Here is a 15,427-nt window from a genome sequence, read left to right as displayed (position 1 = left end):
GGCGGTGCGGGGCCTCGCCGCGGCGGTTGGGGGCTGGTGGCGGGCGTGGCGCCTCTGGCGGGGGGGGGGGGGGGGGGGCCCGCGCGCCCCCCCCCCCCCGCGCCCCCCCCGCCTCGCTCCGCGTCAGCGCGAGCGCTTGGCGAGGCGCTCCACGTCCAGCAGGATCACGGCGCGGGCCTCCAGGCGGAGCCAGCCGCGGCCGGCGAAGTCCGCGAGGGCCTTGTTGACGGTCTCACGGGAGGCGCCGACCAGCTGGGCGAGCTCCTCCTGGGTGAGGTCGTGCACGACGTGGATGCCCTCTTCGGACTGGACGCCGAAGCGGCGCGACAGGTCGAGCAGGGCCTTGGCGACACGGCCGGGGACGTCGGAGAAGACGAGGTCCGACATCGAGTCGTTGGTGCGGCGCAGTCGGCGGGCGACGGCGCGCAGCAGGGCGGTGGCCACCTCGGGCCGGGCGTTGAGCCAGGGCTGGAGGTCGCCGTGGCCGAGGCCGAGCAGCTTGACCTCGGTGAGCGCGGTCGCGGTGGCGGTGCGCGGGCCCGGGTCGAAGAGGGACAGCTCACCGATCAGCTCGCCGGGGCCGAGGACCGCCAGCATGTTCTCGCGGCCGTCGGGCGAGGTGCGGTGGAGCTTCACCTTGCCCTCGGTCACCACGTAGAGGCGGTCGCCGGGGTCCCCTTCGTGGAACAGGGCGTCGCCCCTCGCGAGGGTGACCTCGCCCATGGAGGCGCGCAGCTCAGCGGCCTGCTCGTCATCGAGCGCCGCGAAGAGCGGGGCGCGCCGCAGAACGTCGTCCACGAGTTCTCTCCTTGTCGACATGCACAGAGGACCGTGGTCCCCATGATGCCCGTCGGTAAAACTGTGTGATCAAACACAAGTGTGGCGCATCGTCGCCCGGAGCCCTACGGCAGGGGTCCGATTGGGCTGTGGTTTTCCTGCGGTCGGGGCGGATGTCAGTGCTGGGCTTTAGTCTGGCCGGGTGTCCAATACGCCGGTGAGAGCACAGGGCAAGGGGGCCGGAAGGGTGAGCGCGGCCCGTGATTCCGCTGTGGGCGAACGCCCCGCCGCGAAGAAGACGAAATCCGCAAAAACGAACAAATCCCCGGCGGTCGCGAAGACCGGATCGAAGACCGGATCGAAGGCCGGGGCGAAGGCCGAGTCGCGGACCGCGCTGGTGCGCCGTGCCCGCCGGATCAACCGTGAGCTCGCCGAGGTCTATCCGTACGCCCATCCCGAGCTGGACTTCGAGAATCCGTTCCAGCTCCTGGTCGCCACGGTCCTCTCCGCCCAGACCACCGACCTGAGGGTCAACCAGACCACTCCCGCGCTCTTCGCCGCCTACCCCACGGCCGAGGACATGGCGGCCGCCGACCCCGAGACGCTGGAGCAGCTGATCCGGCCCACCGGCTTCTTCCGGGCCAAGGCCAAGTCCCTGATAGGCCTCTCCGCCGGCCTCCGCGACCGCTTCGGCGGCGAGGTGCCCGGCCGGCTGGAGGATCTGGTCACGCTGCCCGGCGTCGGCCGCAAGACCGCCAACGTCGTCCTGGGCAACGCGTTCGGAGTGCCCGGCGTCACCGTCGACACCCACTTCGGCCGGCTCGTCCGCCGCTGGAAGTGGACCGACGCGGAGGAGCCCGAGAAGGTCGAGGCGGACGTCTGCGCCCTCTTCCCCAAGAGCGAGTGGACGATGCTGTCGCATCGCGTGATCTTCCACGGCCGTCGCGTCTGCCACTCCCGCAAGCCCGCCTGCGGGGCCTGCCCGATCGCCCCGCTCTGCCCGTCGTACGGGGAGGGCGAGACGGATCCGGAGAAGGCGAAGAAGCTGCTCAAGTACGAGATGGGCGGGCGGCCGGGCCAGCGCCTCAAGCCCCCGGCGGACTATCCGGGCCTGCCCGCGAGCCCCCTGGGAGCCGAGTGATCGAGCGCACGCCGCACAACCGCACGCCGCAGAACCGCATGGCACGGGACCGCGCCCCGCACGACCGGGGCCCGGCCGAGGACGACCGGGGGAGACGGATGACGAGCACGTACGGCGCGGGGACCGGCGAGACCGGGATCGCGGGGACCGGAGCGGTCACCGTCACCGCGCGGGGGCTGCCCGAGTGGCTGGAGCCGGTGGAGCGCGCCGCGCGCACGGTGGAGCCGCGGCAGCTCAGCCGGTTCCTCCCGCCGGAGAAGGGCGGGCGGCAGTCCGCCGTGCTCATCCTCTTCGGCGAGGGCGCGCAGGGCCCCGAGCTGCTGCTCCTGGAGCGGGCCGGCGGGCTGCGCTCGCACGCCGGGCAGCCGTCGTTCCCCGGTGGCGCCCTCGACCCCGAGGACGGCGATCCGGACGGCGACGGTCCGGTGCGGGCCGCGCTGCGCGAGGCCGAGGAGGAGACCGGGCTCGACCCGTCCGGGGTGCAGGTCTTCGGCGTGCTGCCCCGGCTCTACATCCCGGTGAGCGGCTTCGTCGTCACGCCCGTCCTGGGCTGGTGGCGCGAGCCCAGCCCCGTCGCGCCGGTCTCACCGCTGGAGACCGCCCGCGTCTTCACCGTCCCGGTGTCCCACCTCACCGACCCCGCGCACCGTGCCATGGCCGTCCACCCCAGCGGCCACCGCGGCCCCGCCTTCCGGGTGGGCCCCGCCCTGGTGTGGGGCTTCACGGCCGGAGTGATCGACCGGATCCTTCACTACGCCGGATGGGAGCGGCCCTGGGACCGCGATCGGGAGGTCCCGCTGGACCGCCACTCCTGACGGGCATGAGACGGTGGCCCTCCGCCGGCCACGACGACACATCAATGCGAGGCATCCTTCGGTGAACGTGCTGGACATCGTGCTGCTGGTGGCCGCCGTGTGGTTCGCGGTCATCGGCTACCGCCAGGGGTTCGTCGTCGGCGTGCTCTCGGTGATCGGTTTCCTCGGCGGGGGTCTGGCCGCCGTCTACGCGCTGCCCGTGATCTGGGACAGCGCCACCGACGACGCCGAGCCGGGCACGATCGCGGCCGTCGCGGCCGTCGCCCTCGTCATCCTCTGCGCCTCCGTGGGCCAGGCCGCCACCACCCACCTCGGCAACAAGCTGCGCCGCCACATCACCTGGTCCCCGGCCCGCGCGCTGGACGCCACCGGCGGCGCCGTCGTCAACGTCGCCGCCATGCTGCTGGTCGCCTGGCTGATCGGCTCCGCCCTCGCCGGCACGACCCTGCCCACGCTGGGCCGGGAGGTCCGCGGCTCCAAGGTGCTGCTCGGCGTCGCCCGGGTGGTGCCCCCGCAGACCAACACCTGGTTCGCGGACTTCAGCACGGTCCTCGCGCAGAACGGCTTTCCGCAGGTCTTCGCGCCGTTCTCCGCCGAGCCCATCACCTCCGTGCCCGCCCCCGACCCCAGGCTCGCGGGCGGCCCCGTCGCCACCGAGGCCCAGCGCAGCATCGTCAAGGTCGTGGGCAACGCGCCCAGCTGCGGCAAGGTCCTGGAGGGCACCGGCTTCGTCTTCGCACCGCACCGGGTCATGACCAACGCCCACGTGGTGGGCGGGGTCGACGAGCCCACAGTGCAGGTCGGCGGCAAGGGCCGCCTCCACGACGCGCGCGTGGTCCTCTACGACTGGAAGCGCGACATCGCCGTCCTCGACGTGCCCTCGCTGGAGGCCCCCGAGCTGCCCTTCGCCCAGGGCGACGCGGAGACGGGCAAGAGCGCCATCGTCGCGGGCTTCCCGGAGAACGGCGCGTACGACGTGCGCGCCGCTCGCGTCCGCAGCCGGGTCCAGGCCAACGGTCCCGACATCTACCACCGCGGCAGCGTCCGCCGCGATGTCTACTCCCTCTACGCCACCGTCCGGCAGGGCAACTCCGGCGGCCCGCTGCTCACCCCGGACGGCGAGGTCTACGGCGTGGTCTTCGCCAAGTCCCTCGACGACGCCGACACCGGCTACGCGCTGACCGCGGACGAGGTCCACCAGGACGTCGTGTCCGGCCGTACGGCGACAGGCAGGGTCAACACCCAGGGGTGCGCCCTCTGACCCGTCCGGGCCGCCACAGCGCCTCACAGGGGTGTTCCAGGAGCTTCTCGGGCGTCCGGGGCGTCCGGTGTGCCGTACACGTAGCGCGTGTGCGGGCACGTAACGCGTGTGCGGGCACGTAGCCCGGGTACGAGCGTGTAACGCGTCCGCGAGCGGGAGGCGCCCGGCGACGGAGAGCGGGCGGAGCGGCCGGTGGTCAGCGGCCGCGGGGGTGCCGCAGCCTCGCCGACATCCAGCGGGCGCGTCGGCGGATGATGCGGGGAATGCCCATCCGGCCGTCGGGCCCGGCCTGTGGCCCGCGCCTGCCCAGCTCGGGTGCCTCCGTGACCACGAGCGCGGCATCGCCGTCGGCGCCGCGCCCCTGCGTCACATCGGTCACGTCCGTCACGTCACGGTAGTCGTGCGTCCAGCCCATACCGAGAGCTCTGCCCGGGCCCAAAGGTCGGTAATCGCCCATGGGTCCGGCAATTGGCCTATGCGCGAGGCAATTGGCCGTTCGGCGGACGGGTGTTCCGCCCGCAGCTCTAGCGATCCGGCTCGGGGTCCTTCAGCCAGCCGATGAGCTCCGCCGAGAACGCCGCCGGGTCCTCCTCGTGCGGGAAATGGCCGAGCCCGTCGAAGAGCCGCCAGCGGTAGGGGGCCTCCACGTACTCGCCGGAGCCCGCCGCGCTGCGCGTCCGCATCACCGGATCGAGGGACCCGTGGAGATGCAGCGTCGGCACCCGGACGGGCCGCTTCATCCGGCGGTTGAACTGCATGCCGTCGGGGCGGGCCATGGACCGCACCATCCAGCGGTACGGCTCGATCGAGCAGTGCGCCGTGGAGGGGATCGACATCGCCCGGCGGTAGGTCTCGACGGCCTCGTCGTCCGGCAGTCGGGGCCCCGACCACTCCCGGATCAGCCGTCCCACCAGCGCCGCGTCATCCGCGAGCAGCCGCCGCTCGGGCAGCCAGGGCCGCTGGAAACCCCAGATGTGGGAGCTCGCGGCGCTCTGCCGGGGGTCGGCGAGCATCGCCGACCGCCAGCGGCGCGGGTGCGGCATCGAGGACACCACGAGCCGGCGCACCAGCTTGGGCCGCATCACGGCCGCGGTCCAGGCCAGATATCCGCCCAGGTCATGGCCGACGAGAGCGGCGTCCGGCTCGCCGAGGGAGCGGACCACCCCCGTGATGTCGAGGGCGAGGTTCGCCGGGTCGTAGCCCCGGGGCGTACGGTCGCTGCCGCCGACACCGCGCAGGTCCATCGCCACCGCACGGAACCCGGCCTCCGCCAGGGCCGGCAGCTGATGCCGCCACGTCCACCAGAACTGCGGAAAGCCGTGCAACAGCAGCACCAGTGGCCCCTCGCCCATCTCGGCGATATGGAACCGCGCCCCGTTCGCCGCCACGTCCCGGTGGGTCCACGGACCCTCCGCCCGGACGACCGCGGCGGGCGAGGACGCCCCGGCCGGGGCCGCGGGTGGCACGGGCCGGCCGGGTTCGGGGGACGCGGGCGCTGCGGAGGTATCGGGCACCGTCATACGGTCGAGCGTGTCACAGATGCGTCCGCCTGGCTCGTGTCGGCCACAGGACGCGGGTGCGGCTTGACGGTGCCCAGCACGGCCGCGGTCTCCTTCGCCGAGGCGATGCTCTTCTCCGGCTTCTTGATCTTCTTGAACTTGGCGACTGCCAGCAGCCCGAGCACCGCCGCGAGCAGCAGATACGCGCTACCGGTGATCAGGAACGACCAGGCGAGCCCGAGCCCGAGGTTGTGGATGCCGTAGGCCGCCGCGAAGCTGAGGACCGGCAGCGAGAAGAGCGCCAGGACACCCGCCGCGGCGATGGCGCCGCCACCGATGCCGAGCCGCCGGGCGTCCTGCCGCAGCTCGGCCTTGGCCAGTGCGATCTCGTCGTGCACCAGCGCGGACAGCTCGGTGGTGGCCTGTGCCACCAGCTGGCCGAGGCTGCGGTTCGCGCCGTCGTCGGCTGCGCTCATCGCCTGCTCCCTCATCGTCGTCGGCTTCGTCCTCCGCGGGGCTCCGGTCCGGCTGGTCCGGGCGTTACAGGGAGCGCACCGCGGATGTAAAGACTCTCAGATCATGCCGGACCGTCGTCGCTGGTGGTGCGCCCTGCCGCGACTTCCGCCAGCTTGCGGTGCGCGGCCGCCTTGGCCTCGTACTTCGCGGCCATGCGCAGGTGGTAGTCGGGGTTGTCCTGCTCGTAGATGTCCGGGATGCCGTCCTCGTCCTCGTCACGGTCCTCTTCCTCGCAGAGCTTCTTGTACTTGTTGTCGCGCAGTTTGAGGAGAGTGCCGGAGATGACGGCGGCCATCAGCGAACCGACGAGCACGGCCGCCTTGACCTCGCCGGTGAGGACGGCGTCGCCGCTGAAGGCGAGCTCGCCGATCAGCAGGGACACCGTGAAGCCGATCCCGGCCAGCGAGGCCACGGCCATTACATCGGGCCACTTGAGGTCCGGATTGAGCTCCGCCCTGGTGAAACGTGCCGCCGCCCAGGTGCCGCCGAAGACGCCGACGGCCTTGCCGACGACCAGGCCGAGGACCACGCCCAGCGTCTCGGGCCGGGAGAAGACGTCGGACAGCGCCCCGCCGGATATCGCTACGCCCGCCGAGAACAGCGCGAACAGCGGCACGGCCAGCCCCGCCGACAGCGGGCGCACCAGGTGCTCGATGTGCTCGCCGGGGGAGTGCTCCTCGCCGTCGCGGCGGGTGCAGCGCAGCATCAGGCCCATGGCGACGCCCGCGATGGTCGCGTGGACGCCGCTGTTGTACATCAGCGCCCAGTTCACGACCGCCAGCGGTACGTAGACGTACCAGCCGCGTACGCCCTTGCGCAGCAGCAGCCAGAAGACGACCAGGCCCACCACGGCGAAGCCCAGGGCGGCGAAGTTCAGCTTCGACGTGAAGAAGACCGCGATGATGAGGATCGCGAAGAGGTCGTCGACGACGGCCAGGGTCAGCAGGAAGGCGCGCAGGGCGGACGGCAGGGCGGTGCCGATGACGGCGAGCACGGCCAGGGCGAAGGCGATGTCGGTGGCGGTGGGCACGGCCCAGCCGCCCAGGGAGCCGCCGCCGGCCGAGGCGGTCAGGGCGTAGACGATCGCGGGCATGGCCATGCCGCAGAGCGCGGCGACGACGGGCAGGACCGCCGCCTTGGGGTCGCGCAGCTCACCGGCGACGAGCTCGCGCTTGAGCTCGATACCGGCGACGAAGAAGAAGATCGCGAGCAGTCCGTCGGCCGCCCAGTGCTGGACGGACAGGTTCAGCCCGAGGCTCCCGGGACCGAAGTGGAAGGAGCTGACGGTCTCATAGCTCTCGCGCAGCGGGGTGTTCGCCCAGATCAGGGCGGCGACGGCGGCGACGAGCAGCAGGACGCCGCCCACGGTCTCGGTGCGCAGCGCGTCCGCGAGATAGTTCCGTTCGGGCAGGGAGAGCCTGCCGAGGAAGACGGAACGCTGGTTCTTGGACGCGGCCACGGTGGTGGACCTCCTGGGGTCGGTCTGACGGTCTGAAAACACACGGATACACGTGTGCTGTTTTGCCGACCAGACTTCCCGGCGCGCCCTAGATTCTTGTCGCAATATTTACGCGACAAGTACTTACCTTAGCCCGAAAGCGTGAAGGGCGCCCGACGTGTTGTCGGGCGCCCTTAACGCATAGGCGCTTTGACCTGCGGTTATGCAGGTGCTTTTTGGGCTCAGTCCTCGCTGGGGGCGGCGGGGAGCTTGGCCTGGATGAGGTCCATGACCGAGGAGTCGGTCAGGGTGGTCACATCGCCGAGAGTCCGGTTTTCGGCCACATCGCGCAGCAGACGGCGCATGATCTTGCCGGAGCGGGTCTTGGGCAGCTCGGCCACCGGCAGGACCCGCTTGGGCTTGGCGATCGGGCCGAGCTGCTTGGCCACATGGGCGCGCAGCTCCTCGGTGAGGCCCTCGGCCTCGGCGTCCACACCGCTGCGCAGGATGACGAAGGCGCAGATCGACTGGGTGGTCTGCGGGTCGGCGGCGCCGACGACGGCGGCCTCGGCGACCTTCGGGTGGGAGACGAGGGCGGACTCCACCTCGGTGGTGGAGATGTTGTGGCCGGAGACGAGCATGACGTCGTCGACCCGGCCGAGCAGCCAGATGTCGCCGTCCTCGTCCTTCTTGGCGCCGTCGCCCGCGAAGTAGCGGCCCTCGAAGCGGGACCAGTAGGTGTCGAGGTAGCGCTGGTCGTCGCCCCAGATGGTGCGGAGCATGGACGGCCACGGCTCGGTGAGGACGAGATAGCCGCCGGAGCCGTTGGGCACCTCGTGGCCGTCGTCGTCGACGACGGTGGCTCCGATGCCGGGGAGCGGGACCTGGGCCGAGCCCGGCTTGGTCTCGGTCACGCCCGGCAGCGGGCTGATCATCATGGTGCCGGTCTCGGTCTGCCACCAGGTGTCGACGACCGGGGTGGTGTCGGCGCCGATGTGCTTGCGGTACCAGACCCAGGCCTCGGGGTTGATGGGCTCGCCGACCGAGCCCAGGATCCGCAGGCTGGAGAGGTCGAACTTGGCGGGGATGTCGTCGCCCCACTTCATGGCGGCGCGGATCGCGGTGGGGGCGGTGTAGAGGATCGTGACGCCGTACTTCTGGACGATCTCCCACCAGCGGCCCTGGTGGGGGCTGTCGGGAGTGCCCTCGTAGAGCACCTCCGTCGCGCCGTTGCTCAGCGGGCCGTAGACGATGTACGAGTGGCCGGTGACCCAGCCGACGTCGGCGGTGCACCAGAAGACATCGGTCTCCGGCTTGAGGTCGAAGACGGCGTGGTGGGTGTACGAGGCCTGGGTGAGATAGCCACCGGTGGTGTGGAGGATGCCCTTGGGCTTACCCGTGGTGCCCGAGGTGTAGAGGATGAAGAGCGGGTGCTCCGCGTCGAAGGCCTCGGGGGTGTGCTGGTCGGACTGACGCTCGACCAGGTCGTGCCACCACACGTCACGGCCCTCGGTGAAGGCGGTGTCCTGGCCGGTGCGGCGGACCACGAGCACGCTGCGGACGTTCTCGGTGCCGGGACGGGTGAGGGCCTCGTCCACCGCGGGCTTGAGCGCGGAGGGCTTGCCGCGCCGGTAGCCGCCGTCGGCGGTGATGATGACACGGGCGTCGGCGTCGTTGATCCGGGTGGCGAGGGCGTCCGCTGAGAAGCCGCCGAAGACCAGCGAGTGCGGGGCGCCGATACGGGCGCACGCCAGCATCGAGACGACCGCTTCGGGGATCATCGGCAGATAGATGGCGACGCGGTCACCGGCCTTCACGCCCAGCTCCAGCAGGGCGTTGGCGGCGCGGGAGACCTCGCGCTGCAGCTCGGCGTAGGTGATCGAACGGCTGTCGCCGGGCTCCCCCTCGAAGTGCAGCGCGACACGGTCGCCCAGCCCGTTCTCCACATGGCGGTCGACGCAGTTGTACGCCACATTGAGCTTGCCGTCGGCGAACCACTTGGCGAACGGTGCGTTCGACCAGTCGAGGGTCTCGGTCGGCTCGGTCGCCCAGCTCAGGCGGCGGGCCTGCTCGGCCCAGAAGCCCAGCCGGTCAGCCTCCGCCCGCTCGTACGCCTCGGCGGTCACATTGGCCTCGGCGGCCAGACCGGCGGGCGGTGCGAAACGGCGCTCCTCCTTCAGAAGGTTGGCCAGGCTTTCGTTACTCACGACATCTCCCTTTCCCAGGGGGCTCGTTGCGTCCCGGCCATAGCTCATCAGGCCGGGACGCACCCTGACAAGGGGTGTGGACAAAAAGTGGTTTAGACCTTATGGAAAGCTGATGTGCCGAGGTCAGAGGGGGTGGTGCGGCCGATGGGACGCGCCGGGGGCATCGCTCCGGGGCGCCGGGCGGAGGCGTCGGGCCGGGCGGGCGCGGATGCCGCGGCGGGCGGAGCGGAGTGCCGGGCCGGGGTGGGTCATACGGCGTCCAGGACGGCCGGCCGTACGGCGGTGAAGGTGCGCGAACGCCGGTCCAGGACATAGGCCTGGGCCTCGCCCACATGGAAGTACATCCCCTGGAGCCGCAGTGATCCTTCGGCCACCCGACGGGCGACACAGGCGTGGGCCATCAGATGGTCGAGCTGCTGCAGGACGTTGACGAGGGCCAGCCGCTCGACGTCGTCCGCGACGGGACGGTCGGCCAGCGCCACCTCGCCACGCCCCAGCCGGCCGATCCGCTGCATTCGGGCGAGGCTGGGCCGGCCGTGCCGCAGCCAGCGGGTGAGTGGGGTCTGGGTGGGGACGAGGCCGTGGCCGGCGGGGGAGGCGGACAGATCCAGCAGGGCCTGCATCGCGCCGCATCCCGAGTGCCCGCAGACGGTGATGTTGCCGACCTTGAGCACCTCCACGGCGTACTCCACGGCGGCGCCGACCGAGTCACAGCTTCCGTCGTCGCCGGGCGGGGGCAGCAGATTGCCGACATTGCGCACGGTGAACAGATCGCCGGGGCCGCTTGAGGTGATCATGCTGGTCACCAGCCGGGAGTCGGCGCAGGTGAGGAAGAGCTGGCTGGGGCGCTGTCCTTCCCGGGCGAGCCTGGCCAGCTCGTCGCGGACCAGTGGGGCGGTGTCGCGCTGGAAGGCGCTGACGCCGCCGAGGAGCTGCCCGATCTCGCCGGGCCCGGTCTCCTCTTCCGCGCGGTGGGCGCGGTCGTGATGGCGCCAAGGGGTCCAGGGGCGGTGGGCAGACGAACCGGCGTCCGTGGCGGGCTTACCGCGGCCCCGGAAGGAGCTGGCGATCCCGGGCAGCGGGAGCAGTGCGGCGATCACCATTCCCACCACGACGCCCTGAAGCACTCCCAGCAGCAGCACCGATCCGAGCGTGGCCACGTACATGGGGAACTCCCTGTGTCGCGACAGCTGCTTGACCTGTGTCAGATCCGCCGCCCTCAGCCCTGCCGCGATGGCGAGAGCGGCCACGGCGGACAGCGGGACCAGCTCCGGCACCGCGGCCGGCAGCCCCGCGCACAGCAGGACGCAGACGGCGCACACCGCCGCGCCCGCGTGGGACCCGGGTCGTCCGGCGCCGGGGGATACCGCGCCCCGGGGGCGCAGCCACTCCTGGACGGGGGCCGGCAGCAGGGACCGCAGCGACTGTGCGCTCGCGGCGAGCGTGAGCGTCAGCACCGCCGCGAAGATCCCGAGCACCGGACCGTCCGGCAGGCCGGGCAGCACCCGCGACTCCCAAGGGGCGAAGGAGATCCGGGGTGTGTCCAGGGAGAGACTCGCGCCCATGGCCAGGGCGAGCGCGGCGAACGGGGCGGGGACGAGCCGCAGCAGCCGCCCCGCCCTGCCGGGCAGCCGGGGCCAGACCGTCAGCACCACCGCCGTGACGGCGGCGGCCAGGAGCGCGGCGGGCCTCGGACGCGTCAATTCCGAGAGCAGGACCCGGACGCCTGCCGTGGCGGACGGCTGAGGACCGCCGCCCAGCACGACGGGCGCCTGGCCGAGGACGATCGTCGCCCCCACACCGGCGAGCATCCCGCGCGCGACGGCGGGACTGAACGCCGACGCCAAACGGGCCACCCGTGAGGCACCGAGAGCGAGTTGCGTCAGCCCGACGAGGGCGATGACCCCGCAGGTGACCTGCCAGCCCTGGCGCTGGACCAGCTCCGCGGTCACCAGTACCAGACAGGCGGCCGTGCCCCCGGCCCGGGCCGGGGCGGCGCCGAACACCGCTCCGGCGATCCCGGCGACGGCCGCCGCGATCAGACAGGCCTGGAGGGGGACGCTCGCCGCCAGGGCGATCCCCAGGGAGAGGGGAACGGCGGCCAAGGTGACGGCGGCGGAGGCGTGGAGATCCCGGGACCAGGCGGACCGGGCCCGCCCACTGGGCTCAGGGGGGCCGTTCCGGCGGAGTGCCGGGGAGGAAGGGGGTGTGTGGGTCTGCTGAGTGGGCATCGTCGGTCCCGTCTTCTTCGTCGGGGCGGCGCGGTCGCGCTGGATGCGCGGCCGTGGTCACGGCGGGCAGCGGCGGGAGCGGCTGCGACGGACAGGCGTCCATCAACTCTCGGTAAACGGATCGTAATGCAGAGTAAAGGGCTGGCGAGGGAATGCCCTGCCCCTTCCCCTGATCGAGCGAATAAGTATTTTTAAATGCCTGCCTCCTTTGTTCAGTTTTGACCCCATGCGATGGTGGCGTCGCTTGAACGTCTGCCCGCCCCGCCGGACAGGCGAATCGAACGGCGAGGTGGCTCATGGCTGCTGCATGGAGAATCGCGCTCGGCGGCCTGACGGCCCTGGCGCTGGCCTCGGGGGCCGCGACGCCCGACGCCTCCGCCCCCGCCGGCGGCCGTCGGGCGCCGGCCCGCCCGTACCCGGCCGGGCGGCCGGCCCGGCTGATCGGCGACGGCTCCACCGCCGAGACCGGCCCTCAGCCCGGGCAGCCCGTCCCGCACCGCCTCGAACCCGGCGAGCGGCCACCACAGTTCGTCGTCTTCTCGTGGGACGGCGCGGGCGAGGACGAGCAGAAACTGTTCTCCCACTTCCGGGCCGTCGGCAGGAAGTACCACGCGACCATGACCTACTTCCTCAGCGGCGTCTATATGCTCCCCGCCGCCAAGCGGAAGCTCTACGCCCCGCCCCGGCACCCCTCCGGCGCCTCCGACATCGGCTTCAACGACGTCGAGGGCGTGCGGGACACCGTGGCGCAGATGCGCGCCGCCTGGTTCGAGGGCAATGAGATCGGCACCCACTTCAACGGCCACTTCTGCGGCGCCCACGGTGGCGTCGGCACCTGGACCAGCAAGGAATGGGTGAGTGAGATCCGGCAGGCGGAGTCGTTCGTCAGGCACTGGCGGACCAACGCCGGGCTCAGGTCGGAGCCACCCCTTCCGTTCGACTACGGCAAGGAGTTGGTCGGCGGGCGGGCGCCCTGCCTGGAGGGCCAGCGCAACCTCATCGCGGCGGCCAAGGCCATGGGTTTCCGCTACGACGCGAGTTCCATCGGCGGTCGGCAGGTCTGGCCCCGGAAGATCCGCGGCATCTGGGACTTCCCCTTGCAGGACATCCCCGTCCCGGGACGTGACTTCGAGACGCTGTCGATGGACTACAACTTCCTCGCCAACCAGTCAGGCACCACCGAGGGCGAACCCGCCCGGCGGGAGGCATGGGGCCGACAGATGCGCGACGGCCTGATGGCGGGCTTCCAGCGGGCGTACCGGGGAAACCGCGCCCCGTTCTTCGTCGGCGACCACTTCGAGTCCTGGAACGGCGGAACGTACATGCGCGCCGTCGAGAGCGTCATCAAGAAGGTCTGTGTGAAGGACGGCGTGCGCTGCGTCTCCTTCAAACAGCTGGCGGACTGGCTGGACGCCCAGGACCCCCGGCTGCTCGCGGACCTGCGCGAGCTGGAGATCGGCAAGGCGCCGAAGAACGGCTGGTCGCGGTTCTCCGGCGCTGCCGTCAGGCAGGCTGCGCGGTAGCCAGCAGCCCTTCGTCCAGCACGAACGCGGGGTCGACCTGTGCCGCCAGATCGGCACCCGTCTTGGCGTTCCCCCAGCTCTCCGCGTTCTTGAGGTGGAAGTGGACCATCTGGCGGGTGTAGCGCCGCCAGTCGCGCCGCTCGTAGGAGGCGTCCGCGGTCTCGCCCAGGACGCGCAGGGCCTGCCGGTTGGCCTCCTCCAGCAGCTCGAAACGGGGCGGGCGGCCCTTCTCCATGGCCCGCACCCAGTCGGAGTGGCCGACCGTCGTGAGCAGATCGTCGCCCACCTCGGCACGCAGGAAGTCGAGGTCGTCCTGCCCCTGCACCTTGTTGCCCACGACCTTCAGCGCGACGCCGAAGTCCCGCGCGTACTCCTTGTACTGGCGGTAGACGGACACACCCTTGCGGGTGGGCTCGGCGACGAGGAAGGTCATGTCGAAACGGGTGAACATCCCGGAGGCGAAGGAGTCGCTGCCCGCTGTCATGTCGACGACCACGTACTCGCCCGGCCCGTCCACGAGGTGGTTCAGGCACAGCTCGACCGCGCCGACCTTCGAGTGGTAGCAGGCGACGCCGAGATCGGAATCGGTGAAGGGGCCGGTGACCATCAGCCGGACGGACGTGTCGTCGTCCAGCGCCACCGTACGGGCGCACGCCTCGTAGACCGGATTGTCCTCGGTGACGCGCAGCAGCCGCGAGCCGTTGCCCGGCGGGGTCGTCTTGATCATGGTCTCCGCCGAGGGGATGCGCGGGTTGTCGCCGCGCAGATAGTCCTTGATCAAGGGGAGCCGTGCGCCCATCGCGGGCAGCGTGGCGGTGTCCAGCTCGTCGAGCCCGAGCGCCGCGCCGAGGTGCTGGTTGATGTCCGCGTCCACGGCGATGACGGGGGCGCGGCCGGCGGCGAGGTGGCGGATGAACAGGGAGGACAGCGTGGTCTTGCCGCTGCCGCCCTTCCCCACGAAAGCGATCTTCATATTCACCAAGAGTAGGTGCAGGGGTGCGCTGAGTGAGAGCCGTGAGTGAAGAGGACCACTCTTTCGGGGGGTGTAGACCCGAAGTGCGTAGTGTCTTACCCATGAGTACGACAGCCGATCCGCTTGCCGCCCTGGGATCGCTCCCGGGCGTCGCCGACTCCGTGGACTCCGTACGCAAGGCGGTGGACCGGGTGTACGGGCACCGGGTGATGCGCCGCCGGAGCAATGAGGTCACCTCCGAGGCGGCGCTGCGCGCCGCGCGGGGCTCGGCCGCGCTGTCCGGTGCGGACTGGGCCCTCGAAGAGGTGCGCCGCCGCTCCGACTTCAGCGGTGAGGGGGAGTCGCGCACGGTGGGCGCGGCGCTGCGGCTGACCGCCGAGGCGGGTCAACTGCTGAGCGTGTGGCGCCAGTCCCCGCTGCGGGTCCTGGCCCGGCTGCATCTGGTGGCCGCGGGTGGCGACCGGCCCGACGCCTCGGTCGGACGGCCGCGGCTGGCCGGCGAGCCGGTGGCGGAGCCGCTGGTCGAGCTGCCGCTGCCGGCCGCGGACGAGGTCGCGGGGCGACTGGAGGGGCTGGCGGGGCTGCTGATCGCGGGCAGCGCGGCCCCGGCGCTGGTGACGGCGGCCGTGGTCCATGGCGAACTGCTCGCCCTGCGGCCGTTCGGCTCGCACAACGGCCTGGTCGCGCGGGCGGCCGAGCGCATCGTGCTGGTGGGCAGCGGCCTGGATCCCAAGGCCATCTGCCCGGCCGAGGTGGGACACGCGGAGCAGGGCCAGGAGGCTTACGCGGCGGCGCTCGAGGGCTATGTCTCGGGGACCCCGGAGGGTTTGGCGGCCTGGATCGCGCACTGCGGACGTGCCGTCGAGCTGGGGGTGCGGGAGAGTACGGCCGTGTGCGAGGCGCTTCAGCGCGGCGCCGCCTGACCGGCGGCCGCCGGGGCCCGCTGGGCTGCGACCGGGCCGGCCGTCGCCGGTCCTCGGTCCGCCTCATCACCCTTGTGGCGGACATGGGTTGCGGCGGTACCCGTACTGCTCCGGTACCGCCGC

The 15,427-nt window shown here is 71.8% G+C and carries 13 protein-coding genes; 5 read left to right on the top strand and 8 right to left on the bottom strand.

All coding sequences use genetic code 11. From position 1 onward, the window contains the following. Positions 1-123: 123 nt before the first annotated feature. Positions 124-798: a Crp/Fnr family transcriptional regulator gene (locus tag ACFYZR_RS27265; RefSeq protein WP_004939715.1), complete on the bottom strand. Its 675-nt coding sequence runs from the start codon at positions 796-798 to the stop codon at positions 124-126. A gap of 226 nt (positions 799-1,024) precedes the next feature. Between ACFYZR_RS27265 and nth the strand changes: the two genes are divergently transcribed. The 3 genes from nth to ACFYZR_RS27250 all read left to right on the top strand — a co-directional run bounded on the left by nth (position 1,025) and on the right by ACFYZR_RS27250 (position 3,994). Beyond that, on the top strand, positions 1,025-1,918 hold the full coding sequence (nth, locus tag ACFYZR_RS27260) for an endonuclease III (protein WP_391914747.1): 894 nt from the start codon (positions 1,025-1,027) through the stop codon (positions 1,916-1,918). A 98-nt stretch (positions 1,919-2,016) separates the two neighbouring features. Further along, the gene (locus tag ACFYZR_RS27255) at positions 2,017-2,733 is read left to right on the top strand and encodes an NUDIX hydrolase (RefSeq protein ID WP_391914764.1); all 717 of its coding nucleotides are present in this window, start codon (positions 2,017-2,019) and stop codon (positions 2,731-2,733) included. 61 nt (positions 2,734-2,794) lie between these two features. Further along, positions 2,795-3,994, top strand: coding sequence for a MarP family serine protease (locus tag ACFYZR_RS27250; protein ID WP_391914745.1), 1,200 nt, complete (start codon positions 2,795-2,797; stop codon positions 3,992-3,994). Between the two features lie 196 nt (positions 3,995-4,190). Here the strand turns inward: ACFYZR_RS27250 and ACFYZR_RS27245 are convergent, their stop codons facing one another. The 6 genes from ACFYZR_RS27245 to ACFYZR_RS27220 form a co-directional block, all read right to left on the bottom strand. Further along, positions 4,191-4,409 (bottom strand): hypothetical protein, encoded by a 219-nt coding sequence (locus tag ACFYZR_RS27245; protein WP_391914743.1) that lies wholly within the window; start codon positions 4,407-4,409, stop codon positions 4,191-4,193. Between the two features lie 109 nt (positions 4,410-4,518). Next, positions 4,519-5,514: an alpha/beta fold hydrolase gene (locus ACFYZR_RS27240; protein ID WP_391914741.1), complete on the bottom strand. Its 996-nt coding sequence runs from the start codon at positions 5,512-5,514 to the stop codon at positions 4,519-4,521. Next, complete coding sequence (locus ACFYZR_RS27235; RefSeq protein WP_391914739.1) at positions 5,511-5,969, bottom strand: phage holin family protein; 459 nt, start codon at positions 5,967-5,969, stop codon at positions 5,511-5,513. The genes ACFYZR_RS27240 and ACFYZR_RS27235 overlap by 4 nt, the downstream gene beginning before the upstream one ends. Before the next feature lie 101 nt (positions 5,970-6,070). Beyond that, positions 6,071-7,468, bottom strand: a complete 1,398-nt coding sequence (gene nhaA / locus ACFYZR_RS27230; RefSeq protein ID WP_391914737.1) for a Na+/H+ antiporter NhaA — start codon at positions 7,466-7,468, stop codon at positions 6,071-6,073. A 221-nt stretch (positions 7,469-7,689) separates the two neighbouring features. Then, positions 7,690-9,654 (bottom strand): acetate--CoA ligase, encoded by a 1,965-nt coding sequence (gene acs / locus ACFYZR_RS27225; RefSeq protein ID WP_391914735.1) that lies wholly within the window; start codon positions 9,652-9,654, stop codon positions 7,690-7,692. Between the two features lie 248 nt (positions 9,655-9,902). After that, complete coding sequence (locus tag ACFYZR_RS27220; RefSeq protein ID WP_391914733.1) at positions 9,903-11,885, bottom strand: carbonic anhydrase; 1,983 nt, start codon at positions 11,883-11,885, stop codon at positions 9,903-9,905. Between the two features lie 296 nt (positions 11,886-12,181). On the opposite strand from ACFYZR_RS27220, the gene ACFYZR_RS27215 reads away from it, so the two are divergent. After that, a complete protein-coding gene (locus ACFYZR_RS27215) occupies positions 12,182-13,408 on the top strand; it encodes a hypothetical protein (RefSeq protein ID WP_391914731.1) in 1,227 nt (408 codons plus the stop codon). Here ACFYZR_RS27215 and ACFYZR_RS27210 read toward each other — a convergent pair. Then, a complete protein-coding gene (locus ACFYZR_RS27210; RefSeq protein ID WP_391914729.1) occupies positions 13,389-14,381 on the bottom strand; it encodes an ATP-binding protein in 993 nt (330 codons plus the stop codon). The genes ACFYZR_RS27215 and ACFYZR_RS27210 overlap by 20 nt on opposite strands. A 101-nt stretch (positions 14,382-14,482) precedes the next feature. Here ACFYZR_RS27210 and ACFYZR_RS27205 point away from each other — a divergent pair, with 101 nt between their 5' ends. Next, positions 14,483-15,304 (top strand): oxidoreductase, encoded by an 822-nt coding sequence (locus ACFYZR_RS27205; protein WP_391914727.1) that lies wholly within the window; start codon positions 14,483-14,485, stop codon positions 15,302-15,304. The last annotated feature ends 123 nt before the right edge of the window (positions 15,305-15,427 follow it).

This window comes from Streptomyces sp. NPDC001678, assembly GCF_042892945.1.
Lineage (GTDB): Bacteria > Actinomycetota > Actinomycetes > Streptomycetales > Streptomycetaceae > Streptomyces.
The sequence above is the reverse complement of the archived record's forward strand: the minus strand, read 5'-3'. Positions and strand labels throughout refer to the sequence as shown.

Coding starts and splice junctions, on each gene's coding strand:
- ACFYZR_RS27245 (WP_391914743.1), bottom strand. CDS start 4,409: ATGGGCTGGACGCACGACTACCGTGACGTGACGGACGTGACCGATGTG.
- ACFYZR_RS27205 (WP_391914727.1), top strand. CDS start 14,483: ATGAGTACGACAGCCGATCCGCTTGCCGCCCTGGGATCGCTCCCGGGC.
- ACFYZR_RS27215 (WP_391914731.1), top strand. CDS start 12,182: ATGGCTGCTGCATGGAGAATCGCGCTCGGCGGCCTGACGGCCCTGGCG.
- ACFYZR_RS27240 (WP_391914741.1), bottom strand. CDS start 5,514: ATGACGGTGCCCGATACCTCCGCAGCGCCCGCGTCCCCCGAACCCGGC.
- ACFYZR_RS27220 (WP_391914733.1), bottom strand. CDS start 11,885: ATGCCCACTCAGCAGACCCACACACCCCCTTCCTCCCCGGCACTCCGC.
- ACFYZR_RS27235 (WP_391914739.1), bottom strand. CDS start 5,969: ATGAGCGCAGCCGACGACGGCGCGAACCGCAGCCTCGGCCAGCTGGTG.
- ACFYZR_RS27210 (WP_391914729.1), bottom strand. CDS start 14,381: ATGAAGATCGCTTTCGTGGGGAAGGGCGGCAGCGGCAAGACCACGCTG.
- ACFYZR_RS27255 (WP_391914764.1), top strand. CDS start 2,017: ATGACGAGCACGTACGGCGCGGGGACCGGCGAGACCGGGATCGCGGGG.